The organism is Bacillus sp. GC_Bacil_1, from assembly GCF_026540675.1.
Taxonomy (GTDB): domain Bacteria; phylum Bacillota; class Bacilli; order Bacillales; family Bacillaceae_G; genus Bacillus_A; species Bacillus_A cereus.
The window spans coordinates 169,155-194,963 of the sequence record NZ_JALNUG010000001.1; the positions used below are offsets into that span (position 1 = coordinate 169,155).

Genomic DNA, 25,809 nt, shown 5'->3' on the forward strand with positions numbered 1-25,809 from the left:
ATAATGGAAAACATAGGAGGTGAAGTAGATGGATGGAAGTACTTTTTATTTTATAGCTTGGATAGGGTGGGTTGTCGTAACCTTTTTTATGAAAAAGGACCATATTCGGTGGAAGTTAGGCGCTTGTATATTGATTTTTATAATTTGCTCTCCGTTACATGTAACGATCGCCTCATTCATGGTATCAGTAAATGCTCTTTTACTTTGTATTATTTCTTTTATAGGGATCGCGCTGTATTCTGTTTGGAAAAAATTATATAGCTTACTTTCGGCACTTATTATTGCGATGTTATATACAAGTTTTCATCTGTTAGAGATATATGATCCGATTTGGATTGTGGTGGATAGAGTGTTTCTGCTAAGTAGTGCTCTTGTGTATGCATCAGTGTTATTGCATGGGGATCGCATATTACGATTATGTTCCCTATATGTAGGGATGTTACAAGGAGAGTTGCTAGTGACATTTATTTTTCGGAAATTGAATTTTCCATATGATTACGGTAGTTTAGCATTTTTTGATATCGTCGCCGTTTCTACATTATTCATGGCAGTATTGTTTTGGATTGCAAAAGCATCAGTATACATGGAACAGTTTAAGAGAAAAACACGTAAAAGAAAGGCGAGGGTAATACATGACTGAATATACACCAGCCATTTTATGCGGCGTAATAGCGGGGACAGTTACAAGGGTGTTAATGCTTCGGACGGATACACGGCAATATCCGACGAGGCTACATGGAAAGATTATTCATATTGCAATGGGGTTAATTGCAGCAGCTTTAGGAGCGATTGCAATCCCATCTATTTTGAAAAAGGATTTTTCTGCCATTACATTTCTTACGTTAGCAGCGACACAATTTCGTGATGTACGTAATATGGAAAGAAATACACTTCAACAATTAGATGGATATGAGCTCGTACCGCGTGGAAATACGTACATTGAAGGGATTGCATTGGTTTTTGAAAGTCGCAACTATTTGGCGATGTTAACGTCGTTTGTAACGACGTTTGCGTATATAGGGTTCCGTTCATGGATTGCTGGAGTAATTATGGCTATAATCGCATTTTTTATTGCGAAAAAATTAATGTCTGGTAGAAGACTCCATGACCTTGTAGATATTGAGCATGTTCCGCTGCGTTTTGAAGGAGCAGGGCTTTATATCGATAATATTTATATTATGAATATTGGATTGCCGGTGAGGCAAGAAGAGATTATGAAATATGGCATGGGGTTTATATTAAAACCGAAATCAATTGATGCGATGGTGACAATCTCAAATTTAGGGCAACGGCAAGCTATTTTACACGATGTTTCGGTGGCGTTAGGCATTTATAGAGATTCTGGTACACCAGCGCTTGTACCGTTAGCAAAGCGTGATTTAGAGGATGGCAGGGTTGGGATTTTTGTCTTACCGCAAGATCAAGATGCAGAGAAAGCAATAAGTGTCATAGGAAATGTACCAACGTTAGAAAGTGCTGTCCATATGTCATCGGAAGCCCCGAAAGGAAGGGGAGATAAGAGATGATGTTAGAAAGCGTTATCCTGGCAGTTATTACAACAGCGCCAGAAAAATTTGCAGGTGGTGCTCCTTTATTTGTTTGTGAGTCGATGGAGGAACTAGAATTTGTTGCAAATAATTTAGAGGCAATTTTAGATGGTATTGCGCATCGCTTACAAGAGAATGTATATATTATTGTGAAACATTAGGAACGTGTGTTATAATGTGAGGTGTTTTGATACGTTGAGAAATATTCTGGAATGCAAATCCCTTCTTGCACAAAGAAGGGTTTTTTACATAATAAACAGAAGCAAGTTGAAAGGATGAAAGTATATGCCGAAACCAGTAATAGCAATAGTAGGCCGCCCGAACGTAGGAAAATCTACTATTTTCAATAGAATAGTTGGAGAAAGAGTTTCAATCGTAGAAGATATCCCAGGTATAACTCGAGACCGTATTTATAGTGCGGGAGAATGGTTAAATCATGAGTTTAACATTATTGATACAGGTGGAATTGATATTGGAGACGAGCCGTTCTTGACACAAATTCGTCAACAGGCGGAAGTTGCGATTGATGAAGCAGATGTTATCATTTTTATGACGAATGGTCGCGATGGTGTAACTGCAGCGGATGAAGAAGTTGCTAAAATTTTGTATCGTTCTAAAAAACCAATTGTACTTGCGGTAAATAAAGTTGATAATCCAGAAATGCGTAGTGATATTTATGATTTTTATTCATTAGGATTTGGCGAGCCATTCCCGATTTCAGGTACACACGGTTTAGGACTTGGTGATTTGTTAGATGAAGCTGCAAATCATTTTCCAAAGATTGAAGAAGAAGCGTATGACGATGAAACAATCCGTTTCTCTTTAATTGGACGTCCAAACGTAGGGAAATCATCGCTTGTAAATGCACTTCTTGGTCAAGAACGTGTAATTGTAAGTAATATCGCAGGAACGACGCGTGATGCTGTCGATACACCATATAGTAAAGATGATCAAGATTATGTAATCATCGATACAGCTGGTATGCGTAAAAAAGGAAAAGTATATGAAAGTACAGAAAAGTATAGTGTACTTCGTGCGCTTAGAGCGATTGAACGTTCTGACGTTGTTTTAGTTGTTTTAGACGGAGAAGAAGGAATTATTGAGCAAGATAAAAAAATCGCTGGATATGCTCATGATTCAGGACGAGCTGTTATTATCGTTGTAAACAAATGGGATGCAGTGAAAAAAGATGAAAAAACAATGAAAGCATTTGAAGAAAACATTCGTGCTCATTTCCAATTCTTGGATTATGCACCGATTGTATTCTTATCTGCAAAAACGAAAAAACGTACACAAACGTTATTACCGGTTATCAATGAGGTAAATGAAAGCCATAGTATCCGTGTACAAACAAACGTATTAAACGATGTAATTATGGATGCGGTAGCGATGAATCCAACACCGACTCATAATGGTAGCCGTCTGAAAATCTTCTATGCGACACAGGTTGCGGTAAAACCACCAACATTTGTTGTGTTTGTAAACGATACAGAATTAATGCACTTTTCATATGAGCGCTTCTTAAAGAATCGTTTACGTGAAGCGTTCGGTTTTGTAGGAACGCCGATTCACATTATTGCTCGAGCAAGAGACTAATGGAGAGGATGTGATTTTATGACAAAAATCACAGTAGTAGGAGCAGGTAGCTGGGGAACAGCGTTAGCGATGGTATTAGCTGACAATGGACATGATGTACGTATTTGGGGAAATCGCTCAGAACTTATGGATGAAATGAATACGAAACATGAGAATAGTCGATATCTCCCAGGCATTACATTGCCAAGCACAATCGTAGCCTACTCTTCTTTAGAAGAAGCATTAGTAGATGTAAATACAGTACTGCTAGTAGTACCGACGAAAGCGTACAGAGATGTATTACAAGAGATGAAAGAAATTGTTACAGAACCGATTACTTGGATTCATGCGAGTAAAGGGATTGAACCTGGTACGTCAAAACGTATTTCGGAAGTAATTGAGGAAGAAATTCCAGAGAACTTAATTAAAGATGTTGTTGTATTGTCTGGACCGAGTCATGCTGAAGAAGTTGGTTTACGACAAGCGACAACAGTTACGTCTGCAGCAAAGCGTATGGAAGCGGCTGAGGAAGTACAAGATTTATTTATGAATAGTTATTTTCGTGTATACACAAATCCAGATATCGTTGGAGTTGAACTTGGTGGTGCGTTAAAAAATATTATCGCATTAGCTGCTGGTATAACTGATGGTCTTGGATTAGGTGATAATGCAAAAGCGGCATTGATGACACGTGGTTTAACAGAGATTGCTCGTTTAGGAAGAAAAATGGGCGGGAATCCGTTAACGTTTGCTGGTCTAACTGGTATGGGAGACTTAATTGTAACTTGTACAAGTGTTCATAGCCGAAATTGGCGCGCTGGAAATATGCTTGGAAAAGGACATTCTTTAGAAGAAGTGTTAGAAAGCATGGGTATGGTTGTGGAAGGTGTAAGAACAACGAAAGCTGCTCATGAATTGGCAGAGAAAATGGAAGTTGAAATGCCGATTACAGCTGCTTTATATGACGTGCTGTTCAATGGGAATAACGTAAAAGATGCGGTAGGCTCATTAATGGGACGTGTTCGAAAACATGAAGTGGAAGCTATACCTGACTTACTGTAAAGAAAAGCGACAGAAGTACATTTGTACTTCTGTCGCTTTTTTATTTTATGGGTCTTTTCACCATTTATTTATTTTTGCATAGGATGAAGAGTAACTTGAGGAGAGGGTGAAAAGAATGGATAATAACATTTTTAATAATATTGAGAAGGAAGCGAAAGTAAATAAAGAAGATATTTTTAAATTAGCATCATCCGTGCAAAATGCGAATTTACGTGATGAAACTGTACTTCGTCAATTGATTCATCAAGTGGCTCTTATGGCGGGACGTGAAGTGCCGAAAGAGCAAGAGGATCAAATTGTAAAAGCGATTATTAATAATAATATGCCAGCAGATTTTGGCTCGTTAAGCAAAATGTTTAAAAAATAAATTATGAGAAACAAAGAGTTTGTAGATTGCATATGATAGCCATGAAAGAATGGGAATAGAGCTGTTTTTGGGCATATTTGGTCAACCGAAGCGAGAGATACAATAGCTTCGGTTTTATTTTTATCTAGATTGGTGGAAGATGCTGAAAAACCTATTGATTAAAGTTACATATTCGCGATTTGTAGTAAAATGTTCTTTTTGTATTTGTTTAAAGATTTTAATTTGTTAAAATAGTATAAAAATAGATTAATAAAAAGGGGTGTGTATATGTCAGAAGGGCTTATGAAAATGTGGTTGGCTTTAGGGGCAATTGGATTTATGTTTTTTGCAGTAAGTTTTATTTTATTAAGTAGACATAAAATAAAGAATAAATTTTTGAAAGGGATTACAGCGTTAGTAGCGTACACCCTTATGGTTGTGTCAGGAATTGTTATTTTTCTTGTTGTATTTAGTGGACCTGTACAGCAGTAAATGGAATGGTCTCGAAAATACTACATACGGAGCAAGTTATATTAGTATGAAAAGGTGATGCTAGTGAAAAAAGTCCATATTATTTTAATATTTTGTTGTATGAGCCTTTTAACGGGGTGTCTGTATCCGAAAGAAAATATGAAGCAAAATGCGGTTCCTTATGAAGATCAGCTACAGGTTGTTCAAAAAGCTGTTGTGACATTTAAGGAGCAAAATGATGGGATATTGCCAATTAAGACGAGGGATATGAGTACACCTATTTATCAAAAGTATCCAATCGATTTTCAACAGATTGCTCCGCGTTACATACAAGAAGCGCCAGGGAATGCATATGAAAGTGGAGGAGTATATCAATACGTATTAATAGACGTTGAAACAAATCCAACAGTAAAGTTAATTGATGTTAGGATGGCTGAACAAATTCAGGAATTATCTTTAAAACTTAGGATGTATCGTGATGAACATCAATATCCACCTTTTAAAAAAGTAATTTCAGATGGTGTATATGAATTGGATTTCAAAAAACTAGGATATAAAGATGTGCCACAAGTGACAAGTCCATATTCTGGTAAAGGGCTTCCTTTTGTAATTAATGAAAAAGGAGAAGTTTTTGTTGATTATAGAATCGACTTATATGACGCTTTGAAAAAAAATGAAGGGCAGTTTACGGAGGGAGAAGATATTCGAAATATACTTTCGAAAGGTTCCCCGTTTGTACCAGCCTATTCTTTACCGTACACAGTAAAGAACGGAGAACCAATTTTTTTAAAATCATAAGTCATGAACCTTTCTTTTAGTGAATAAGTTCTAGAAGAAAGGTTTTTTATGTTATACAACTTACGATGCAAACAAAAGATATTTTTTAATAGTCATATGAAATTGGACAAAATTATATGATATATTGTCCGAACTTCTAGAATACCATTATATTATATCAGATATTATAGGCAACGTTAGAGAAGGTATTAGTTGACTATAAACGCGGAATTATTCCCAAAAATTTTGAGGGAGGGAATCACTTGGAAAAGGTAGATATTTTTAAAGATATTGCAGAACGAACAGGCGGTGATATTTATTTTGGAGTTGTAGGAGCTGTTCGAACAGGGAAATCAACATTCATTAAAAAATTTATGGAACTTGTAGTTATTCCAAATATTGAGAATGAGTCTGACCGTCAAAGAGCGCAGGATGAATTGCCTCAAAGTGCTGCTGGTCGTACAATTATGACGACGGAACCGAAGTTTGTTCCAAACCAAGCGGTTTCTATCGAAGTAGATGAAGGACTTGAAGTGAACATTCGATTAGTAGATTGTGTTGGATATACGGTTCCAGGAGCGAAGGGCTATGAAGATGAGAATGGCCCGCGCATGATTAATACCCCTTGGTATGAAGAACCTATTCCATTCCATGAAGCTGCAGAAATCGGCACGCGTAAAGTAATTCAAGAACATTCAACAATTGGTGTTGTAATTACAACAGATGGAACAATTGGTGAAATTCCAAGAAGAGATTATATAGAGGCAGAAGAACGCGTTGTAAATGAGTTGAAAGAAGTAGGAAAACCTTTCATTATGATAATTAATACGGTACAGCCGTATCATCCAGATACAGAGCAATTACGCCAAAGTTTATCAGAAGAATATGATATCCCGGTTATTGCAATGAGTGTGGAGAGTTTAAGAGAAACAGATGTATATAATGTACTTCGTGAAGCGCTATTTGAATTCCCTGTATTAGAAGTGAATGTGAACCTTCCGAGCTGGGTAATGGTGCTAAATGAAGGGCATTGGTTGCGTCAAAGTTATCAAGAAGCAGTTCAAGAAACTGTGAAGGATATAAAACGTCTTCGTGATGTGGATCGCGTTGTTTGGCAGTTTAGTCAATATGAATTTATTGATCGAGCGAGCCTAGCTGGCATTGATATGGGGCAAGGTGTGGCGGAGATTGATTTATATGCGCCAGATGAATTATATGATCAGATTTTAAAAGAAGTAGTAGGAGTAGAAATTCGAGGGAAAGATCATTTATTGAAGCTTATGCTCGATTTATCTCATGCGAAAATAGAATACGACCAAGTGGCAGATGCATTGCGTATGGTTAAGCAAACAGGATATGGTGTAGCAGCCCCTGCGCTAGCGGATATGAGCTTAGATGAGCCAGAAATTATTCGTCACGGTTCAAGGTTTGGTGTGAAGTTAAAAGCGGTAGCGCCATCTATTCATATGATTAAAGTAGATGTAGAGTCAACGTTTGAGCCGATCATTGGTACTGAAAAGCAAAGTGAAGAATTAGTTCGTTATTTAATGCAAGATTTTGAAGATGACCCGTTATCAATTTGGAATTCTGATATATTTGGACGTTCGCTTAGCTCGATTGTTCGAGAAGGAATTCAGGCGAAATTATCTTTAATGCCAGAAAATGCTAGATATAAATTAAAAGAAACGCTAGAAAGAATTATTAATGAAGGATCTGGCGGATTAATTGCGATTATACTATAAGAAAAATCCCTCTCACTGTAGAGGGATTTTTTGTTTTTTCGATTATAAAATAGAAAAATAAACAGTCATTATCTAATACATTGTTGTAAATTGTCAAGTTTCATCAGATTTTCACATTTTCAGAGTAACAATTTCCTTAAAAATATTGAATTATAAAGGAGAATCGTATAATATAGGCGTTGATAATGATTTATCTACATCTTTGTAGTATAGAATTTGTAAAAATTGCCTACAAATGAAAGTAAGACTCATTTTATGATCATTATACAGTCTTATCTTTGGGAGGAGGTGAATGGCATGAACAAGACAGATTTAATCAATGCTGTTGCAGAAGCAAGTTCCCTTTCTAAAAAGGACGCAACAAAAGCAGTAGACGCTGTTTTTGATTCTATCTTAGAAGCTTTAAAACAAGGTGATAAAGTACAACTGATCGGATTCGGTAACTTCGAAGTTCGTGAGCGTGCGGCTCGTAAAGGTCGTAACCCACAAACAGGTGAGGAGATTGAAATCGCTGCAAGTAAAGTACCTGCATTCAAACCTGGTAAAGCGTTAAAAGATGCGGTTAAATAATCCTTACATATTAACAGGGAAGAAGAGTTTCCTTTTTGGGAACTCTTCTTTTTGCTTTTAAAAACATAAATATGCTAGAATGTGTTCGTATCACTTTTAGGTTTTCGGGAGGGCTAGCGGATGGCAAAAGTTAATTTAGAACAAATTGAACATGCAGTACGCCTTATTTTAGAGGCGATTGGGGATGATCCAAATCGTGAGGGAGTACTTGATACGCCAAAGCGTGTTGCAAAAATGTACGCAGAAGTGTTCTCAGGTATGCATGAAGATCCGAAAGAGCATTTGCATAAAGTATTCGGAGAAGATCACGAAGAGCTTGTACTAGTAAAAGATATACCATTTTATTCGATGTGTGAGCATCATTTAGTTCCATTCTATGGAGTTGCTCACGTTGCATATATTCCGCAAGGTGGAAAGGTGACAGGGTTAAGTAAATTAGCTCGTACTGTAGATACAATTGCACGTCGTCCACAACTGCAAGAACGTATTACATCAACAGTAGCGAACTCTATTATGGAAGTACTAGAGCCTCATGGTGTAATGGTAGTAGTAGAAGCAGAACATATGTGTATGACGATGCGTGGTGTGAAAAAACCAGGTGCGAAAACAGTAACGACAGCAGTGCGTGGTGTGCTTGAAAATGATGCTGCAGCGCGCAGTGAAATTTTATCGTTTATTAAAGCGAAGTAAAGAAAAGCGGGAAACTGCTTTTCTTTTTTTTTTTAGTAAATAAATGATATAGTTTTAGCTAGACAGAGTGAGATTAGAAAGATTGCTTACATGAATGGTAGGTGTAGCCAAGTTTTGGTTATAGAAAATAGAGTGTATGTGTTATAATAAGTTTTATGAATTAGAAAACAAGGGTGATTTTTTGTGTGTGACATCTACGGAGGGTATGCGGGTATAAAAGAGAAATTGATGGAGAAATTACGCCATCCTTATTTTATAAACTATATTGAAGAACCATTTATTGATGAAGAAAAGATAGCATTGTTATATGGTGCTTTAAAGAGTGCAAACTTACATATAGAACAAATTGAGCATTACGTAGTAACAATTATGCTTGTACAAATTGCGCTTGATACGCATGAAAGGGTATCAAATAAAGCAGGCGAGGAAGAGATTGAATTCCATAAATGTCGTCAATTAACAGTACTTGCAGGCGATTACTATAGTGGACTATATTATTATTTATTGTCTATGAATCGTGATATTGTTTTAATTCGTGCACTTGCTGAAGGAATTAAAGAGATAAATGAACACAAAATTATGTTATACCAAAAAGCGCATGAAACGACGGATGACATAATGAAAAGCGTAGTAACGATTGAGTCTGCGCTCCTTCAAAAAACATGTGATCATTTTCATTTATCACATTGGAAGCCATTTATCACATACGTATTAGGTGGAAATCGCCTTCAAAAAGAAATTCAATTGTATGCTGATAAACAACATTCACCTGTTTTTCAAGCGGTGCAAGATGCTTTAGGGGATAAAGCAGAAGTAGTGATTAATGGTTGGATGATGGAATTGAGAAAGAAAGAAAAACAATTTTTAGAAAATCACACAGACGTAAGTGAAATAAATTCTGTGTTAAGGGATAAATAGAAGACATAAGCAATTTTACATTGGAAGAAGGTACGAGCATGCAACAATCAAAAGAAGAAAGAGTACATGACGTATTTGAAAAGATTTCTGATAAATACGATGTGATGAATTCTGTAATTAGTTTTCAAAGACATAAAGCGTGGCGTAAAGAAACGATGCGAATTATGGATGTACAACCTGGCAGTAAAGCGCTTGATGTATGCTGCGGAACCGCAGATTGGACAATTGCGCTAGCTGGAGCGGTAGGTGAGCAAGGAAAGGTTGTTGGCTTAGACTTCAGTGAAAATATGTTATCTGTCGGTAAGCAAAAGGTAGAGGCGTTACAATTAAAACAAGTAGAACTTCTACATGGGAATGCAATGGAGCTTCCATTTGAAGATAATACGTTTGATTATGTAACAATTGGGTTTGGTTTACGTAACGTACCGGATTATATGCACGTATTAAAAGAAATGACGCGTGTAGTAAAACCAGGTGGAAAAGTAATCTGTTTAGAAACATCTCAACCAACAATGATTGGTTTTCGACAAGGGTATATTTTATACTTTAAATATATCATGCCGTTATTTGGAAAGATGTTTGCGAAAAGTTATAAAGAATATTCATGGCTTCAAGAATCTGCTAGTGCATTCCCAGGGATGAAAGAATTGGCCCAAATGTTTGAGCAAGCTGGACTTGAACGTGTGCAAGTGAAACCATTTACTTTTGGGGTAGCAGCGATGCATTTAGGTATTAAACCAGAATCAAAATAGAAAAAAGAAAAAAGAAGTTTTAGGTTAAGGTGAACAATATGAAGTTACAACTTATGTACTCTTTTTTACGATCGGATATTAATGTGATAGAAAAAGAATTAAAAAAGACAGTTGCTTCTGAACAGCCATTAGTAGAAGAGGCAGCATTACAACTTATTGAAGCTGGTGGGAAGCGAATTCGTCCTGTATTTGTGTTGCTTGCAGGGAAATTTGGAGATTATAAGTTAGATGCGATTAAGCATGTTGCTGTTGCGTTAGAGCTTATTCATATGGCTTCTCTTGTTCACGATGATGTTATTGATGCTGCATTTTTACGACGCGGCAGTGCGACTGTGAATGCGAAATGGGGAGATCGTATTGCGATGTATACAGGGGACTATTTGTTCGCTAAGTCTCTTGAATGTATAACAAATATCGAAATCCCAGAGGCGCATCAAGCGTTATCACATACTATTTTAGAAGTCTGTAAAGGTGAAATTGAACAAATTAAAGATAAATACAATTATGACCAAAATTTAAGAACGTATTTAAGAAGAATAAAGCGAAAAACAGCATTATTAATTGCCGCGAGTTGTCAATTGGGAGCGATTGCTGCTGGTGCTAATCGTGATACAGTAAATCGTCTATTTTGGTATGGGTATTTTGTAGGAATGTCTTATCAAATTATTGATGACATTTTAGACTTCGTTTCCACAGAAGAGAAACTTGGAAAACCTGCTGGTGGAGATTTATTACAAGGAAACATAACGCTCCCTGCTTTATATGCGATGGAAGATCCAGTACTTCGTCAAAAAATCACATCTGTACATGAAAATACAACAGCAAGTGAAATGCAAGAAATTATTGATGCTGTAAAAAATAGTCCAGCAATTGATCAAGCATTTGCGTTTAGTGAACGTTATTTACATAAAGCTTTAGAAATAATAAAACCACTCCCACGTGGAAAAGCAAAGTATGCATTACAAAATGTTGCAAAGTATATTGGAAAACGAAAATTTTAATGTTTATTCTAAAAAATAAAATAATCTCTCTATTTCAAAACTATTGCACAATTGTGATAAGGGTGATAATATGTGTGTGGGGATATACAATTACATACATAATTCAGAAGTGGAGAGATTTTTTATGGAAAAAACATTTCTAATGGTAAAACCAGACGGTGTACAACGTGCCTTCATTGGGGAAATTGTAGCTCGTTTTGAGAAAAAAGGCTTTCAATTAGTTGGTGCAAAATTAATGCAAGTCACTCCGGAAATTGCTGGACAACACTACGCTGAGCATAAGGAAAAACCTTTCTTTGGTGAGTTAGTAGACTTTATTACATCTGGACCTGTATTCGCAATGGTATGGCAAGGTGAAGGTGTAGTAGATACAGCGCGTAACATGATGGGGAAAACAAGACCACATGAAGCAGCTCCTGGAACAATTCGTGGAGATTTCGGTGTAACTGTTGCGAAAAATATTATTCATGGTTCTGATTCTTTAGAAAGCGCAGAGCGCGAGATTGCTATTTTCTTTAAAGAAGAAGAATTAGTTGACTACTCAAAATTAATGAATGAATGGATTTACTAATTATTTTGAAATAATTTGTAAACGCTTTAATCACTGTGATAATAGTAAAAAGTGCAAGGAGAATAGGGGTATTCTTCTTGCACTTTTTTTATTTTCAATTAGTTACGAAGTTTGAGCTGTTATGATATATTGATATTTAAATTAGGCCTATCGGAAATATAGAATAAGAAAATGGTCGATTTATGATATAATTTCTTTAATATTTTTAGAATGATAAAAGTTAATATAGTGAGATAAATACATATACGAAAAGAGGAATAACGTATGCGATATATTACAGCTGGTGAATCTCATGGTCCGCAACTTACAACGATTATAGAAGGTGTTCCAGCAGGATTGTCTTTAGTAGCGGATGATATAAACGAAGAGTTAGCTAGAAGGCAAAAGGGATATGGGCGTGGTAGACGCATGCAAATTGAAACGGATCAAGTGCAAATTTTAAGTGGTGTTAGACATGGAGAAACATTAGGTTCCCCTATTGCACTCGTTGTTGAAAATCGTGATTTTGCCCATTGGACAAAAATTATGGGGGCAGAGCCTTTAACTGAGCAGGAAGAAAAAGAGATAAAAAGGAAAGTGACAAAACCAAGGCCTGGGCATGCTGATTTAAATGGTGCAATTAAATATGGTCATAGAGATATGAGGAATGTACTGGAACGTTCGTCAGCGCGCGAAACGACGGTGCGTGTTGCTGCTGGTGCGGTTGCTAAAAAGGTGTTAGCAGAACTTGGTATTAAAGTGGCGGGCCATGTAATTGAAATTGGCGGTGTACAAGCTAAGGAGGTTACGTATAGTTCAATTGAAGAATTAAAGAGTATTACAGAAGCATCTCCTGTACGTTGCTTAGATGACGGAGCTGGTAACCAAATGATGAAAGCGATTGATGATGCGAAAGCAAATGGTGATTCAATTGGTGGAATCGTTGAAGTAATTGTGGAAGGAATGCCAATTGGAGTAGGTAGCTACGTGCATTATGATCGAAAACTGGATGCGAAATTAGCAGCTGCAATTATGAGTATTAATGCTTTTAAAGGTGTCGAGATTGGAATTGGTTTTGAAGCAGCGCATAGACCGGGAAGTGAAGTTCATGATGAAATTCTATGGAATGAGGAGCATGGATATACAAGAAGAACAAATAATGCAGGTGGATTAGAAGGCGGTATGACGACTGGAATGCCAATTGTTGTGCGCGGTGTGATGAAACCGATACCTACACTTTATAAACCTCTTCAAAGTGTAGATATTGATACGAAAGAGCCTTTTACAGCGAGCATTGAACGTTCAGATAGTTGTGCAGTGCCAGCAGCTAGTGTCGTTGCAGAAGCGGTTGTGGCTTGGGAATTAGCAACAGCTTTAATAGAACAATTCGGATTAGATCGTATGGAACTAATTCGTGAAAATATTGAGAAACATAATGAATATGCGAGGGGATTTTAATGGGAAACATACATATTCAAACGAAATCAAAAGAATATGATGTACATGTTGGTAAAGAAGCGTTGTCAAACTTAACAATGATCGTTCAAAATATGCAGTCAGCTGTATCTAACGTAATGATCATTTCAGATGAAGCTGTTGCATCACTACATTTACAGACAGTTATCGATGCATTACAAGTGGAGCAGGACGTGTTTTCGTTTGTTGTACCAAGTGGCGAAAAAGAGAAGTCTTTCGAAAATTTCTATGCGGCTCATACGTCAGCTCTTGAAAATAAATTAGATAGAAATTCTTTAATTCTTGCACTTGGAGGCGGAATGATTGGAGATTTAGCTGGTTTTGTTGCTGCATCTTTTATGCGGGGTATTCGCTTTGTGCAGGTTCCGACGACTTTATTAGCGCACGATAGCGCAGTAGGTGGGAAAGTAGCGATTAATCATCCGTTAGGTAAAAATATGATTGGTGCATTCCATCAGCCAGAAGCGGTTGTATATCATACACCGTTTTTACAGTCTCTTCCTGAAAAAGAGTGGCGTTCAGGTTATGCAGAGGTGATAAAGCATGCTCTTATTGGTGATGTGGAGCTATATCATTGGTTAAAAGAAGAAGTGCAAACATTAGCGGATCTTCGTGATGAGAAGTTAATCCATATATTAACGAAGGCGATTCCTGTAAAGGCAAATGTTGTGTCACAAGATGAAACAGAGAAGGGTGTACGTGCCCATTTGAACTTTGGACATACGTTAGGACATGCTCTTGAAAAAGAGCTAGGGTATGGGAATATTACTCACGGTGACGGCGTAGCGGTTGGAATGTTATTCGCCATATTTTTAAGTGAGCAAGTGTACAAGGTTGATCTTGCTTATGAAGATATGAAGCAGTGGTTCTTGAAATACGGCTATCCAAAAATGCCAAGAGATTTGAATGTAGAGCGCCTCGTTCAATTGATGAAACAAGATAAGAAAGCAAATGCAGGAGCAATTCATATGGTGCTTATGCAGGAATATGGGGTAGTGAATGTCGTATCTATTTCAGATGAGACTGTTCATATTGCGTTAGAGGCATTTCAAAAAGATATGGTTTAAAATGATAGCGAAGTGTTGTGAAGTGCTCATTTAGAGGTATTCTCGTAATAGTGACGGTTATGATAAAAGATTACAGTAAGGGGCTATAACTGTATTGTAATCAAATTGAATGAAATGACTGGGGGAAGAAAAATGAGAGTGAAAGAGCAATTGTTAACTTTGAGAGCGTATGTGCCTGGGAAAAACATTGAAGAAGTAAAAAGGGAATATGGATTATCGAAAATTGTGAAATTAGCATCGAACGAAAATCCATTCGGTTGCTCAGCGCGTGTGACAGAAGCATTAACTTCTTTAGCGAGCCAATATGCCCTTTATCCAGATGGATATGCCTTTGAACTTCGGACAAAAGTAGCGGAACATTTAGGTGTAAAAGCAGAACAACTACTATTTGGTAGTGGATTAGATGAAGTCATTCAAATGATTAGCCGAGCGTTACTACATGAAGGAACAAACGTTGTAATGGCGAATCCTACGTTTTCACAATATCATCACCATGCTGTTATTGAAGGAGCAGAAGTTCGTGAAGTATCACTTAAAGACGGTATTCACGATTTAGATGCAATGCTAGAGCAAGTAGATGATAAAACGAAAATTGTATGGATTTGTAATCCGAATAATCCGACAGGTACATATGTTGAGAAACAAAAATTACTTTCATTTTTAGAATCAGTTCCTAAGTCGGCTCTCGTTATTATGGACGAAGCATATTATGAATACGCGGAAGCAGAAGACTATCCGCAAACATTGCCACTTCTTGAAAAGTATGAAAATCTTATGGTTTTACGCACGTTTTCAAAAGCATATGGTTTAGCTGCTTTTCGTATCGGATATGCAATTGGGGATGCGAAGTTAATCGGACAGCTAGAAGTAGCGAGGTTACCATTCAATACATCAACTGTAGCGCAATCTGTAGCACTCGCTGCATTAGAAGATCAAGCCTTTTTACAAGATTGTGTGAAAAAGAATGCTGAAGGTCTAAATCAGTATTATGCATTTTGTAAAGAATATAACGTATTCTATTATCCATCTCAAACAAATTTCATTTTCTTAAAACTTGGTATACCAGGTAATGAAGCTTTCGAACGATTAATGAAAAAAGGATATATCGTTCGTTCTGGTGCTGCATTTGGTATCGATGATGGTATTCGTATTACGGTCGGTTTGAAAGAAGAAAATGATGAAATTATAGAGTTGCTGAAAGAGCTTGTAAATGAGCAAGTACAGAAAGAAGAAACATATTCTTAAGAGATTGTGAAGGCTCCTATTATAGGAGCCTTTTTTATCGTATTAAAAATAAAGGTTGAAGACTGGTAATTAAGTTGTTCTGTAAATCACGGTTTGTATGGCTTGATAATTAGTGAGAGAAGTTATTTGCACGGTCATAAAAGAAAGCGGTACAATAGAAGATGATGATAAGGTATCGGTGTCATATCCGAACCTTTTGAACAATTACCTACTCTGTAAGAAGAAGTATAAGAAGAAGCATGCTCATTCTAAAGGTTGCGTTCTAACAGTGAGTTGCTTATGATAAATGAACAGAAGAGAATATTTTTTAGAATTAAAGGAGACGTTTATGCAAAAGTTTGAACAAGCTGTTTCATATATTGAAAATGGTGAAGCGGAAAAAGGATTACAATTATTAAAAGAACAATTAAAAATTGCAAATGATGAAGAGAAGTATGATATCGCTCGTTACTATCATACACTTGGATTTACAGATGAGGCATTAGCGATTACTGAAGACTTACGTTTACTGTATCCGGAAGAAAGTGAATTCACTGTATTTTTAGCAGAATTATATATTGATCTAGATAAAGAAGATGAAGCGATTGAAGTACTTCATGATATTCCAGAAAATGACGATTTATATGTTCAATCTTTATTACTTGTTGCAGATTTATTCCAAATGCAAGGTTTTGATGATGTAGCAGAGCAAAAACTATTAAAGGCGAAAGAAATGATGCCTGATGAACCTGTTATTACGTTTGGGTTAGCAGAATTATATAGTAGTAAAGGTGAAGAACAAAAGGCAATTACTTATTATGAATCGCTATTAGCTGAACATAAAGTAATGGGTGGTGTTGTAATCGCACTTCGTCTTGCAGAAACGTTAAGTGCGATTGGAAACTGGGAAGAGGCGATTTCTTATTATGAAGCAGGCCTAGAGGAACAAAAAGATATTCACTCATTATTTGGATATGCCTTCACATTATACCAAGGTGAAGAATATCAGAGAGCAATCGGTGCTTGGCAAGAACTAAAAGAATTAGACCCTGAGTACGCATCACTGTACATGTATTTAGCGAAAAGCTATGAAAAAGAAGGAATGCTTCAAGAAAGCTATGAAACGCTTCATGAAGGAATTAAAGTAGATGAGCTTTCAGTTCCGTTTTATGTAGAGTTAGCGAACATTGCGGCGAAATTAGGAAAAATAGTAGAAGCAGAGGAAGTTCTTCAAAAAGCACTTGAGTTAGACCCAGGGCATTTAGGCGCAACATTAAAATATGCGTATATCTTAAAAGGACAAGAAAAGTACGAAGAGTTAATTGCAATTGTAGAGCGTGCTATTGATAGTGGAGAACCAGATACACAACTACTTTGGGACCTTGCGTATGCAAAAAAACAATTAGAAATGTATTCGGATGCATTAAAACACTATGAAAGTGCATATACTTCTTTTAAGAATCATCCAGACTTCTTAGAAGAATACGGTTATTTCTTATTGGAAGAAGGAAAGCGAAAAGAGGCGAAAGAAGTATTTACCCAGTTATTACAACTAGACCCGACACAAATTCATATTGAAGAGTTGTTATATAATTTAGAGGATTTTTCATAAGTTGGAAGGAAACTGAATGCCGCTTCTTGAATCTAAAAAGAAAAGAGAAAGACAGAGGAGGGACTTAATTGCTATGAATACCCCTGTTTCTGTAAACGAGAAGAAGGATTTTGTAAAATGGTTTTTGAATAATTACCAACTGAAACAGCGTGAATGTGTATGGATTCTGAATTATTTAATGAGTCACGACCAATTGATGCATAAAGTCCACTTCGTAGAGCATGCAAAATATTGTCCGCGTGGCTTAGTGATGTCAGCGAATTGTGTGAAAGACACACCGTTTCACTTTTTTAAACAAAATGTTATGACAACAGATGCTGAAAAATCGTTTCATGATATTCGTTTAAATCGAGATGAGGATATTTATATTCAACTCAACTTTAAATCATCGTTTCAAAATGCGAATTATGTAGCTGTATTAGAAGAAAACCCATATCTACCAAAGCATATTGAAGTAAATGAAAAAGATCGTTTACTTGCAGAAAGGTTTTTGGAAGAAAGTGTATTTTCATTTAGGAGAGAACGCCTTTTGAAACAAATTGATGAAGCGTTAGATAAGCAAGATAAGGAAGCGTTTCATAGATTAACGGCCGAGTTAAAGACTTTATAGAATTTATTTGGATTAATAAATTTTTACAAATTTCAGACTTTCGCCAAGAAAAACTACCTATATTGGGTAGTTTTTCTTTTTTTACCTCTTTTAGTATGGTTTAATATATATAAAGTGAAAGTTCTGTCATTTGCAAGTGAAGGAGGGAAGGAATTTGAAGTGGAGTGTAAAAGATGTGGAACAGTTTGAACAAGCAAGAGAGTATGTTGATACAGGAGTAATACCGCTTTTATCAATTTCGGCAGCACAAGAAATGAAAATGGTTGTAGAACAAGGTGAATTTATCGAATTGTTGAGCACGGAATTGGAAAGAGAGTATAAAGGAAGAGTGCTTTTACTACCTGCGTTTACTTATTTGGTAGAAAGTCAAAAGAATGAAAAAGGTCGTTTGCAAGAATGGACAAATCATTTACGAAGCGAAGGTTTTAAGCATATTGCTTATGTTACAAGTGATTTTTCATGGAAAGAGGATATGCAAGAGTTACAGGGAGATTTATTTTGGTTTCCTTCATTAGCATTAGAACAATTTAGTGATCAAGCAAAAAGAGAAGTTATTCATGCACATATAAAAAATATAATGGTGATGTTGGAAGAGAAGTGGGGAAACTCACAATAAACAGAAAGTTCTTATTATTATGAGTAGTATGATATTGACCTGTGCATGAGCGTATTATATCATGATAGTGTCCTAGTTTTTATTTTTTATATAATTTATCACGAGGGGACAATTTCTGATAGAGGGGGGAAATTTTCGTGAGCGAGAAAGAACATCGCGTGTCAAGAAGACAATTTTTAAATTACACACTCACAGGGGTAGGAGGCTTTATGGCTGCCGGTATTTTAATGCCGATGACGCGATTTGCGCTTGATCCGGTGTTAAGAAAAGAAGCCGGAACAGATATGGTTGCTGTTGCGCAAGTAAAGGATATTACAACAGAGCCGAAGCGTTTCGATTTTAAAGTGAAACAGGTTGATGGTTGGTACAAGTCTGAAGAACCAAAATCGGCTTGGGTTCATAAAGATGAAAGCGGAGACATTGTTGCGTTCTCTCCAGTATGTAAACATTTAGGATGTACAGTTAACTGGAATTCGGACAAAGCACATCCGAATCAATTCTTTTGTCCATGTCACGGGGGTCGTTATACAAAAGATGGGATGAACATTAAAGGTACGCCACCCCTTGCTCCGCTGGATGTGTACGAGTCTAAAGTGAAAGATGGAACGCTGTATCTAGGAAAAGCGAAGCCAAGAGGGGGTGCAAAGTAGATGTTAAATAAAATTTATGATTGGGTAGATGAAAGATTAGATATTACACCGATATGGCGTGATATCGCTGATCATGAAGTACCTGAACATGTAAACCCGGCACATCACTTTTCTGCATTCGTCTATTGCTTTGGAGGACTTACCTTTTTCGTTACTGTAATTCAAATTTTATCTGGAATGTTTTTGACGATGTATTATGTGCCTGATATTAAAAATGCTTGGGAATCAGTTTACTATTTACAAAATGAAGTTGCTTATGGGCAAATTGTTCGTGGTATGCACCACTGGGGTGCTAGTCTCGTAATTGTAATGATGTTTTTACATACACTCAGAGTTTTCTTCCAAGGTGCGTATAAAAAGCCCCGTGAGTTAAACTGGATTGTTGGTGTTCTTATTTTCTTTGTTATGTTAGGTCTTGGTTTTACCGGATATTTATTACCGTGGGATATGAAAGCTTTATTTGCTACAAAAGTAGGGATTCAAATTGCAGAGCAAACACCGCTCATTGGTCCTTATATTAAAACATTACTCGCTGGTCATTCCGAAATTGTTGGCGCTCAAACATTAACTCGCTTCTTTGCTATTCACGTCTTCTTCTTACCGGCAGCACTTCTAGGTTTAATGGCCTTCCACTTCATCATGATTCGCAAACAAGGTATTTCCGGTCCACTATAAGAGATTGCTAAATTAAAGGGGAAAGAACTAAAGGAGGGAGATTATGCATCGCGGCAAAGGGATGAAGTTTGTAGGAGATTCTCGGGTACCGGTAGCTCGGAAACCAAATATTCCAAAAGACTATTCTGAATACCCAGGGAAAACAGAAGCATTTTGGCCGAACTTCTTGTTAAAAGAATGGATGGTTGGTGCAGTTTTTTTAATCGGTTATTTATGTTTAACAGTGGCGCATCCGTCGCCGCTTGAGAGAATGGCGGATCCAACAGATGCTGGATATATACCACTTCCAGATTGGTATTTCTTATTCTTGTATCAGTTATTAAAGTATTCTTATGCTTCCGGTTCATTTACTGTAATTGGAGCGTTTATTATGCCAGGGATTGCGTTTGGTGCATTACTGTTAGCTCCATTTCTTGATCGAGGTCCAGAAAGACGTCCATTGAAGCGTCCTGTAGCAACTGGATTTATGCTTTTAGCAATTGCATCGATTATCTTTTTAACTTGGGAATCTGTAGCACACCACGACTGGGAAGCTGCAAAGAAACAAGGAGCAATTGTAAAAACCGCGCCAGTTGATAAAAATGATGATGGCTATAAATTAATGCAAAAAAATACTTGTTTAACATGTCATGGTGACAACTTACAGGGCGGGGCGGCAGCACCAGCACTGCAAAACTTAGCTTTAAAGCCAGAAGAAATTGCTAAAATTGCGAAAGATGGAAAAGGTTCCATGCCTAAAGGTGTATTTAAAGGTACAGATGAGGAACTGAAGAAGCTTTCGGAATTCGTTGCAAAGTATAATAAAAAATAATAAAAAGCTGACTACAAAATTTGTAGTCAGCTTTTCTATTTAGTTGGATGAAGTTTGTTATAATAGAGTAGGATTTAGTGAATGAATTACTTTGCTTGAAAGGTGTTGGACATACAGATTGGTGTACTTGTATGCAATGTTAAGACAACGCTCGGTATTATTATTTTTATTGGTTGTTAACATATTAGGTACAATTTACGGGTTTATATGGTACGGAAATCAACTGAAAGAAACGTCACCTATATTTTGGCCGTTTGTACCAGATAGTCCTATGGCGAGTCTCTTTTTTGTCTTTGTTTTAATTGCTTTTTTGACAAAGAGAAACTGGGGATTAATAGAAGCGCTAGCGATTGTTACTTTAATAAAATATGGTATTTGGGCTGTTGTTGTAAATGCGATTATGATTTACGTAAAAGGTCCTATTGGCCTTATGGGCTACATGTTAATGCTTTCGCACTTTGCGATGGCAGTGCAAGGTGTTTTATATGCTCCATTTTACCGTATAAAAAAATGGCATTTTATAGTAGCGGGTGTGTGGACGTTGCATAACGATGCAATTGATTATTTATTTTGGCAAATGCCACGATATGGAATTATGCATTTGTTTGTAGAGGAAATTGGTTATTTTACGTTTTGGTTAAGCGTTGCTGTACTATGTATTACATATTATTGTTGCTTACGTGATCACAGGAAACAATTTTCTTTATGATGGTTAGAACATTTAGGGGGAGAACATGGAGAAAAATCAGAGTGGTACAAAAATATTGGATCGATTGATTACTTTAGTTGTTTCATATAGCATAGCATTTTCTATTTTTGCACTCGCAACAACGGCAGTTGTGTATGGAAAATGGCTGTATTATTTTGAAATTGATTTTTTAAATATTCCTGATTTAGCGGATATGACGAAGGATGAAATTAAAAGAAATTACGATGTGCTTATTACATATTTATCCCCGTTTTATGACGGAGCATTACATTTGCCAACATTAGATATGTCTACAAATGGCCGTATTCATTTTGTAGATGTTAAAAATATTTTAGTAAAGATTCAATATGTGATGTATGCGACAATTATGATTGCAGTGATAGGGGGAATTTATTTATTAAAAAAGAAAAATGAAAAGTTTTTACTGCACGGATCAATTTTAACAATCATTTTTCCGATAGCGCTTATGTTACCAATCGCTATTAATTTTGAAAAGAGCTTTGTATTATTCCATAAGCTTTTATTCAGTAATGATTATTGGATGTTTGATATTGAAACGGATCCAGTTATATTAATGCTACCAGAGGAGTTCTTTATGCATGCTGCGTGTGCTATTTTATTATTCATTTTAGGTGGTAGTATACTTTGTTATAGCTTATATAGATATTTCGTAAAAAAGAAAAGGATGTCAAAGAAAAAATTCTCTGCTTAAAGAGAATTTTTTCTTTGTAAAACGATAATATATTTTTCGGTTCAGTTCTGTTCTATTCTTGTCCCAATTAACATATTTTGTACTAGTAGTTATAGGGGGGACCGGGATGAAGAGAACATTAATTGGATTGATAGCATTTCTAATTATAATGTTTCCGTTACGTATATATGCTGAAGAGTGGAATGAGCTAACAGGGTTGTTAGACGACTCGTTACAGTTAGTGAAGCGTAATGAAGATGAAAAAGCGGTACAAGTATTACAACTTTTCTCAGAGCAATTTTTAATGAAGGGGAATGAAAAGAAGCATGAAGTAACACCAGATCAAGTTAGAGTTATTTCTTTAGCTTACGACAAGGCGCAGCAATCGCTCTCTGAAGAAGGTTTAGGTAAGCAAGCTAAAATGGATAATGTGTTGGCATTACAACTTGCTGTTGATGCACAAGTATCGAAATATCAACCACTTTGGATGGAAAGAGAAAGGAAAGTAATGGATGCCTTTTCTCAAATGGAAAAAGCGATGGAAAAAGAAGATGCTGGGCAGTTTCAACAAACATTAAATACATTTTTAAATGAATTCAATATTATTTATCCAAGTTTAATGATTGCTTTGCCAGAAAACGAGGTACAGCGTGTAAATGTTCATTTATCTTATTTGGATGAATTTCGTAACGTTATGTTAAAAACGAAAGGTGGCCAAATGCAATTAGGGATTATTAAAGGGGATTTGCAAAAGATATTTCACACAGTAAAAAAGGATGAAATTGCACCTTCTCTCATTTGGTTTATGACAATTACTGGGGGACTTATTTTATTCACATTAACTTATGTTGGATGGAGAAAGTATAAAGGAGAGAGAGAAAAAAGAAAAAGTAATGTGCATTCTAAAAATAGATAATGTAATAAGTAAAGATATGGATTGTAAGGTTTATTCATTGACAATAGTGGCAGAAGAAAATAGAATGAGAAGTACTATAATTAAAACTTCAATGGAGGTTCATGATGTTTTATTTAATTTACTTCGCGATCATAATGATCATACCGTTGTATGCACAGTCAAGAGTACGAAGTGCCTATAGCAAGTATTCACAAGTTTATTCAACATCAGGTATGACAGGAGCGGAAGTGGCTCGAAAAATTTTAGATGAAAATGGATTATACAATGTAGCTGTGGAAGAAACACCAGGTCATTTATCAGACCATTATGATCCAACGGCCAAGACGGTTCGATTATCAACAGATAACTATTATGGACATTCAGTTGCTGGTACAGCAGTGGCAGCACATGAAGTAGGACACGCAATTCAAGATGCGCAAGATTATAACTTTATGCGTATTCGTCATTCGTTAGTTCCTGTGGCGAATTTTGGATCGAATATATCATGGGTATTTATTATGATTGGTATATTTGCGACAATGTCGAAACTATTGTTATTAGGAATTATTTTAATGGCTGCAGGTGTTGTGTTCCAACTTGTTACATTACCAGTTGAGTTCGATGCTTCAAAGCGTGCAATGCAACAAATTGAAGCGTTAGGTATCGTATCAACAGATGAATATGGCCAAGCTCGTAAAGTATTAAATGCAGCAGCATTAACATATGTAGCAGCTGCAGCTGTAGCGGTATTTGAATTATTACGTCTCGTATTAATGTATACTGGTATGCAGCGTAGCGACGACTAAAGACTATCAATTTTGATAGTCTTTTTTTGTTGTGTGGATTGAATTATATAATGTATTACAAATAGAAATAATAGAAGTAATGCGGAAAGGCGGTGGGGGAAATGAAATATCCAGACCATTTAGTAAAACAAGTGAAAGAGCGTAGTGCTCCTTATCAACTAGAAGGTTTTTTAAGTGGACAAGGTCCTGAAAATCCCAAATTTATGTTGTTAGGAGAAGCGCCTGGTGAAACAGAAATTCATAATGGGATTCCGTTTAGCGGGAGGTCGGGAAAACAATTAATGGGTTTTTTAGAGCGTATTCACGTTACGAGGGAAGAAGTATATATTACGAGCGCTGTTCGGAGTAGACCTTATAAATGGCGAGAGAAAAAAGAACGAAATGGTGAAAGCATACAAAAAAAGTATAATAGAACGCCAAATCAAGGAGAAATAGTTGCCCATGCGCCTTTGTTAGATTATGAATTAGAGAAAATAAATCCGAGGCTTATCGTCACACTTGGAAATATTGGTCTTCAACGTTTAACAGGAAAAAATAAAAAAATCACAGATGTACACGGGCAATTATTAAAACAGCCCATTCAAAAATTAAAGGATATGCAAAGTGCAGAGTTTACATGGTCAGAGAATGAATATCCTGTTTTTCCAACTTTTCATCCAGCTTCCATTTTTTATAATCGGAGTTTATTGGAGCTTATTTATGAGGATTTGGAGAAGCTTAAAAGACTTGTAATAAAAAACTAGAAAAGCTAAGGCGCTTTTCTAGTTACATTTAATTATGTAAAGGGTTTTTATTTTCATCTAACGTAAATCCTTCACCAACTACATCATGTACATCACTTACAGCGACAAATGCATGAGGATCTACTGAAGTAATAATATTCTTTAATTTCACGATTTCATTTTTAGCAACAACGCAATACAGTACGTTACGTTCCACTTTTGTATACGATCCAACAGCCTTTAAAAAGGTTGCTCCGCGCTCCATTTCAGATAAAATTTTGGCAGCAATTTCATCGTTTTTCTCTGAGATAATAGTCGCTCCTTTGGCGGCATAGGCTCCTTCTTGCATAAAATCAATGACTTTAGCCCCGATAAAAACAGCAACTAACGTATACATACCCTCGCGGTATGATAAATAGGTAAGAATAGAGACGACGATAACGACAGCATCGAACATAAACATCGTTTTACCCATACTCCAGCCAACATATTTGTGAGCTAGTCGTGCGATAATATCTACACCGCCAGTAGTCCCGCCATATTTAAATATTATCCCAAGACCGATACCGATAAATGCCCCGGCGAATAAAGCTGCGAGTGTCATATCATTTTGCAAGTTTAAATGTAAGTTGAGCACTTCGTAACGCTGGAAAATCCATAGAAATAAAGATACGCTAAATGTGCCGATTAATGTATATAAAAATGTCGTTCTGCCAAGTAACCTCCAACCAATAAAAAATATAGGGATATTTAAAATTAAGTTTGAGTAGGAAGGATCAAACTTAAATAAAAAATACAATAATAGTGTAATACCAGTAAACCCACCTTCTGCAAGGTGGTTTTCAATATTGATATTGACAATACCGAAAGAAAATATAGCGGAACCGATTAAAATAAAAATAATATTTCGCATCTTCAATTTTGATGTCATATAGAAATCCCCCTAATTATGTAATGATTACATTGCTCCGCTGAAACGGTAAAACATAATAATAAGTAATTTCTAGTTGCTAGTGAAAATAGTAAGAACTCGATTAGTATGGGCTAATCTTTTGCAAAAAGCGCAAAAGAAAGTTTCACTTTACCCCGTTCCAACGGCTGGTAGGAGATAAAGCTCTGAAGAAAGGCGAACCAGCCGTAGGAACCCGATTGGTTCAACTAATCTTTTGTAAAAAGCGCAAAAGAAAGTTTCACTTTATTATAGTCTATCCAAAAAAGGGTCGCAAATAGGTGTTTGGCGGGGA

30 protein-coding genes are annotated in these 25,809 nt (G+C 36.3%); 29 read left to right on the forward strand and 1 reads right to left on the reverse strand.

Going from position 1 to position 25,809, the window contains the following annotated elements; all coding sequences use genetic code 11:
- Positions 1 to 28 precede the first annotated feature (28 nt).
- The 29 genes from OXT04_RS00950 (at position 29) to OXT04_RS01090 (ending at position 24,586) form a co-directional block, all read left to right on the forward strand.
- On the forward strand, positions 29 to 640 hold the full coding sequence (locus OXT04_RS00950; protein WP_002093921.1) for a YphA family membrane protein: 612 nt from the start codon (positions 29 to 31) through the stop codon (positions 638 to 640).
- Positions 633 to 1,526: a YIEGIA family protein gene (locus tag OXT04_RS00955; protein WP_097987171.1), complete on the forward strand. Its 894-nt coding sequence runs from the start codon at positions 633 to 635 to the stop codon at positions 1,524 to 1,526. The genes OXT04_RS00950 and OXT04_RS00955 overlap by 8 nt, the downstream gene beginning before the upstream one ends.
- Positions 1,523 to 1,708 (forward strand): capping complex subunit for YIEGIA, encoded by a 186-nt coding sequence (locus OXT04_RS00960; protein ID WP_000979048.1) that lies wholly within the window; start codon positions 1,523 to 1,525, stop codon positions 1,706 to 1,708. The genes OXT04_RS00955 and OXT04_RS00960 overlap by 4 nt, the downstream gene beginning before the upstream one ends.
- Before the next feature lie 124 nt (positions 1,709 to 1,832).
- Positions 1,833 to 3,143, forward strand: a complete 1,311-nt coding sequence (gene der, locus OXT04_RS00965; RefSeq protein ID WP_001125890.1) for a ribosome biogenesis GTPase Der — start codon at positions 1,833 to 1,835, stop codon at positions 3,141 to 3,143.
- Positions 3,144 to 3,161: 18 nt separating this feature from the next.
- Entirely contained in the window at positions 3,162 to 4,184 is a 1,023-nt protein-coding gene (locus tag OXT04_RS00970; protein WP_000161783.1) for an NAD(P)H-dependent glycerol-3-phosphate dehydrogenase, read from the forward strand.
- A gap of 115 nt (positions 4,185 to 4,299) precedes the next feature.
- Positions 4,300 to 4,551, forward strand: a complete 252-nt coding sequence (locus tag OXT04_RS00975; RefSeq protein WP_000369753.1) for a stage VI sporulation protein F — start codon at positions 4,300 to 4,302, stop codon at positions 4,549 to 4,551.
- 267 nt (positions 4,552 to 4,818) lie between these two features.
- On the forward strand, positions 4,819 to 5,022 hold the full coding sequence (locus OXT04_RS00980) for a DUF2768 domain-containing protein (protein WP_001289005.1): 204 nt from the start codon (positions 4,819 to 4,821) through the stop codon (positions 5,020 to 5,022).
- A 63-nt stretch (positions 5,023 to 5,085) separates the two neighbouring features.
- Positions 5,086 to 5,799: a hypothetical protein gene (locus tag OXT04_RS00985; RefSeq protein WP_000755480.1), complete on the forward strand. Its 714-nt coding sequence runs from the start codon at positions 5,086 to 5,088 to the stop codon at positions 5,797 to 5,799.
- Positions 5,800 to 6,041: 242 nt separating this feature from the next.
- On the forward strand, positions 6,042 to 7,520 hold the full coding sequence (spoIVA, locus tag OXT04_RS00990; protein ID WP_000416519.1) for a stage IV sporulation protein A: 1,479 nt from the start codon (positions 6,042 to 6,044) through the stop codon (positions 7,518 to 7,520).
- 297 nt (positions 7,521 to 7,817) lie between these two features.
- Positions 7,818 to 8,090, forward strand: a complete 273-nt coding sequence (locus OXT04_RS00995) for an HU family DNA-binding protein (RefSeq protein ID WP_001043860.1) — start codon at positions 7,818 to 7,820, stop codon at positions 8,088 to 8,090.
- 120 nt (positions 8,091 to 8,210) lie between these two features.
- On the forward strand, positions 8,211 to 8,780 hold the full coding sequence (gene folE / locus OXT04_RS01000; RefSeq protein WP_001151481.1) for a GTP cyclohydrolase I FolE: 570 nt from the start codon (positions 8,211 to 8,213) through the stop codon (positions 8,778 to 8,780).
- 183 nt (positions 8,781 to 8,963) lie between these two features.
- Positions 8,964 to 9,698 carry a heptaprenyl diphosphate synthase component 1 gene (locus OXT04_RS01005; RefSeq protein ID WP_000332853.1) on the forward strand — a complete coding sequence of 245 codons (735 nt, stop codon included), beginning with the start codon at positions 8,964 to 8,966 and terminating at the stop codon, positions 9,696 to 9,698.
- Positions 9,699 to 9,736: 38 nt separating this feature from the next.
- Positions 9,737 to 10,450: a 2-heptaprenyl-1,4-naphthoquinone methyltransferase gene (gene menG, locus OXT04_RS01010; RefSeq protein WP_001187668.1), complete on the forward strand. Its 714-nt coding sequence runs from the start codon at positions 9,737 to 9,739 to the stop codon at positions 10,448 to 10,450.
- Positions 10,451 to 10,488: 38 nt separating this feature from the next.
- Positions 10,489 to 11,451: a heptaprenyl diphosphate synthase component II gene (hepT, locus tag OXT04_RS01015; protein ID WP_000776079.1), complete on the forward strand. Its 963-nt coding sequence runs from the start codon at positions 10,489 to 10,491 to the stop codon at positions 11,449 to 11,451.
- A gap of 124 nt (positions 11,452 to 11,575) precedes the next feature.
- The gene (gene ndk / locus OXT04_RS01020) at positions 11,576 to 12,022 is read left to right on the forward strand and encodes a nucleoside-diphosphate kinase (RefSeq protein ID WP_000415883.1); all 447 of its coding nucleotides are present in this window, start codon (positions 11,576 to 11,578) and stop codon (positions 12,020 to 12,022) included.
- Positions 12,023 to 12,286: 264 nt separating this feature from the next.
- Positions 12,287 to 13,459, forward strand: a complete 1,173-nt coding sequence (gene aroC, locus OXT04_RS01025; RefSeq protein WP_098256727.1) for a chorismate synthase — start codon at positions 12,287 to 12,289, stop codon at positions 13,457 to 13,459.
- On the forward strand, positions 13,459 to 14,544 hold the full coding sequence (aroB, locus tag OXT04_RS01030) for a 3-dehydroquinate synthase (RefSeq protein ID WP_267412620.1): 1,086 nt from the start codon (positions 13,459 to 13,461) through the stop codon (positions 14,542 to 14,544). Before aroC ends, aroB begins: the two co-directional genes overlap by 1 nt.
- A gap of 132 nt (positions 14,545 to 14,676) precedes the next feature.
- On the forward strand, positions 14,677 to 15,789 hold the full coding sequence (gene hisC, locus OXT04_RS01035; RefSeq protein ID WP_001264022.1) for a histidinol-phosphate transaminase: 1,113 nt from the start codon (positions 14,677 to 14,679) through the stop codon (positions 15,787 to 15,789).
- Between the two features lie 328 nt (positions 15,790 to 16,117).
- A complete protein-coding gene (locus OXT04_RS01040) occupies positions 16,118 to 17,380 on the forward strand; it encodes a tetratricopeptide repeat protein (protein ID WP_001168673.1) in 1,263 nt (420 codons plus the stop codon).
- A gap of 73 nt (positions 17,381 to 17,453) precedes the next feature.
- Entirely contained in the window at positions 17,454 to 17,990 is a 537-nt protein-coding gene (locus tag OXT04_RS01045; RefSeq protein WP_001095925.1) for a ReoY family proteolytic degradation factor, read from the forward strand.
- 154 nt (positions 17,991 to 18,144) lie between these two features.
- Positions 18,145 to 18,606: a YpiF family protein gene (locus OXT04_RS01050; RefSeq protein ID WP_000872171.1), complete on the forward strand. Its 462-nt coding sequence runs from the start codon at positions 18,145 to 18,147 to the stop codon at positions 18,604 to 18,606.
- Positions 18,607 to 18,743: 137 nt separating this feature from the next.
- Entirely contained in the window at positions 18,744 to 19,256 is a 513-nt protein-coding gene (qcrA, locus tag OXT04_RS01055; RefSeq protein ID WP_001290420.1) for a menaquinol-cytochrome c reductase iron-sulfur subunit, read from the forward strand.
- Complete coding sequence (qcrB, locus tag OXT04_RS01060) at positions 19,257 to 19,931, forward strand: menaquinol-cytochrome c reductase cytochrome b subunit (protein WP_000932700.1); 675 nt, start codon at positions 19,257 to 19,259, stop codon at positions 19,929 to 19,931.
- A gap of 43 nt (positions 19,932 to 19,974) precedes the next feature.
- Positions 19,975 to 20,742 (forward strand): menaquinol-cytochrome c reductase cytochrome b/c subunit, encoded by a 768-nt coding sequence (gene qcrC / locus OXT04_RS01065; protein ID WP_023521505.1) that lies wholly within the window; start codon positions 19,975 to 19,977, stop codon positions 20,740 to 20,742.
- 118 nt (positions 20,743 to 20,860) lie between these two features.
- The gene (gene lhaT / locus OXT04_RS01070) at positions 20,861 to 21,451 is read left to right on the forward strand and encodes a lipoprotein heptaprenylglyceryl N-acetyltransferase LhaT (protein ID WP_141526252.1); all 591 of its coding nucleotides are present in this window, start codon (positions 20,861 to 20,863) and stop codon (positions 21,449 to 21,451) included.
- A gap of 25 nt (positions 21,452 to 21,476) precedes the next feature.
- The gene (gene lit, locus OXT04_RS01075; RefSeq protein ID WP_023521507.1) at positions 21,477 to 22,163 is read left to right on the forward strand and encodes a lipoprotein intramolecular transacylase Lit; all 687 of its coding nucleotides are present in this window, start codon (positions 21,477 to 21,479) and stop codon (positions 22,161 to 22,163) included.
- A gap of 106 nt (positions 22,164 to 22,269) precedes the next feature.
- Positions 22,270 to 23,058 (forward strand): sporulation protein YpjB, encoded by a 789-nt coding sequence (gene ypjB, locus OXT04_RS01080; RefSeq protein WP_000831589.1) that lies wholly within the window; start codon positions 22,270 to 22,272, stop codon positions 23,056 to 23,058.
- Between the two features lie 101 nt (positions 23,059 to 23,159).
- Positions 23,160 to 23,843: a zinc metallopeptidase gene (locus OXT04_RS01085; protein ID WP_011109966.1), complete on the forward strand. Its 684-nt coding sequence runs from the start codon at positions 23,160 to 23,162 to the stop codon at positions 23,841 to 23,843.
- Between the two features lie 101 nt (positions 23,844 to 23,944).
- The gene (locus OXT04_RS01090; RefSeq protein WP_098256728.1) at positions 23,945 to 24,586 is read left to right on the forward strand and encodes a uracil-DNA glycosylase; all 642 of its coding nucleotides are present in this window, start codon (positions 23,945 to 23,947) and stop codon (positions 24,584 to 24,586) included.
- A 28-nt stretch (positions 24,587 to 24,614) separates the two neighbouring features.
- Here OXT04_RS01090 and OXT04_RS01095 read toward each other — a convergent pair whose 3' ends face one another.
- Complete coding sequence (locus tag OXT04_RS01095; RefSeq protein ID WP_000202121.1) at positions 24,615 to 25,496, reverse strand: YitT family protein; 882 nt, start codon at positions 25,494 to 25,496, stop codon at positions 24,615 to 24,617.
- Positions 25,497 to 25,809: the final 313 nt, after the last annotated feature.

Coding starts and splice junctions, on each gene's coding strand:
- ndk (WP_000415883.1), top strand. CDS start 11,576: ATGGAAAAAACATTTCTAATGGTAAAACCAGACGGTGTACAACGTGCC.
- menG (WP_001187668.1), top strand. CDS start 9,737: ATGCAACAATCAAAAGAAGAAAGAGTACATGACGTATTTGAAAAGATT.
- OXT04_RS01085 (WP_011109966.1), top strand. CDS start 23,160: ATGATGTTTTATTTAATTTACTTCGCGATCATAATGATCATACCGTTG.
- ypjB (WP_000831589.1), top strand. CDS start 22,270: ATGAAGAGAACATTAATTGGATTGATAGCATTTCTAATTATAATGTTT.
- folE (WP_001151481.1), top strand. CDS start 8,211: ATGGCAAAAGTTAATTTAGAACAAATTGAACATGCAGTACGCCTTATT.
- aroC (WP_098256727.1), top strand. CDS start 12,287: ATGCGATATATTACAGCTGGTGAATCTCATGGTCCGCAACTTACAACG.
- OXT04_RS00975 (WP_000369753.1), top strand. CDS start 4,300: ATGGATAATAACATTTTTAATAATATTGAGAAGGAAGCGAAAGTAAAT.
- OXT04_RS01090 (WP_098256728.1), top strand. CDS start 23,945: ATGAAATATCCAGACCATTTAGTAAAACAAGTGAAAGAGCGTAGTGCT.
- OXT04_RS00980 (WP_001289005.1), top strand. CDS start 4,819: ATGTCAGAAGGGCTTATGAAAATGTGGTTGGCTTTAGGGGCAATTGGA.
- hepT (WP_000776079.1), top strand. CDS start 10,489: ATGAAGTTACAACTTATGTACTCTTTTTTACGATCGGATATTAATGTG.
- qcrC (WP_023521505.1), top strand. CDS start 19,975: ATGCATCGCGGCAAAGGGATGAAGTTTGTAGGAGATTCTCGGGTACCG.
- OXT04_RS00960 (WP_000979048.1), top strand. CDS start 1,523: ATGATGTTAGAAAGCGTTATCCTGGCAGTTATTACAACAGCGCCAGAA.
- aroB (WP_267412620.1), top strand. CDS start 13,459: ATGGGAAACATACATATTCAAACGAAATCAAAAGAATATGATGTACAT.
- der (WP_001125890.1), top strand. CDS start 1,833: ATGCCGAAACCAGTAATAGCAATAGTAGGCCGCCCGAACGTAGGAAAA.
- qcrB (WP_000932700.1), top strand. CDS start 19,257: ATGTTAAATAAAATTTATGATTGGGTAGATGAAAGATTAGATATTACA.
- OXT04_RS00955 (WP_097987171.1), top strand. CDS start 633: ATGACTGAATATACACCAGCCATTTTATGCGGCGTAATAGCGGGGACA.
- lit (WP_023521507.1), top strand. CDS start 21,477: ATGGAGAAAAATCAGAGTGGTACAAAAATATTGGATCGATTGATTACT.
- OXT04_RS00950 (WP_002093921.1), top strand. CDS start 29: ATGGATGGAAGTACTTTTTATTTTATAGCTTGGATAGGGTGGGTTGTC.
- OXT04_RS01095 (WP_000202121.1), bottom strand. CDS start 25,496: ATGACATCAAAATTGAAGATGCGAAATATTATTTTTATTTTAATCGGT.
- hisC (WP_001264022.1), top strand. CDS start 14,677: ATGAGAGTGAAAGAGCAATTGTTAACTTTGAGAGCGTATGTGCCTGGG.
- OXT04_RS00995 (WP_001043860.1), top strand. CDS start 7,818: ATGAACAAGACAGATTTAATCAATGCTGTTGCAGAAGCAAGTTCCCTT.
- OXT04_RS01040 (WP_001168673.1), top strand. CDS start 16,118: ATGCAAAAGTTTGAACAAGCTGTTTCATATATTGAAAATGGTGAAGCG.
- OXT04_RS00970 (WP_000161783.1), top strand. CDS start 3,162: ATGACAAAAATCACAGTAGTAGGAGCAGGTAGCTGGGGAACAGCGTTA.
- OXT04_RS01045 (WP_001095925.1), top strand. CDS start 17,454: ATGAATACCCCTGTTTCTGTAAACGAGAAGAAGGATTTTGTAAAATGG.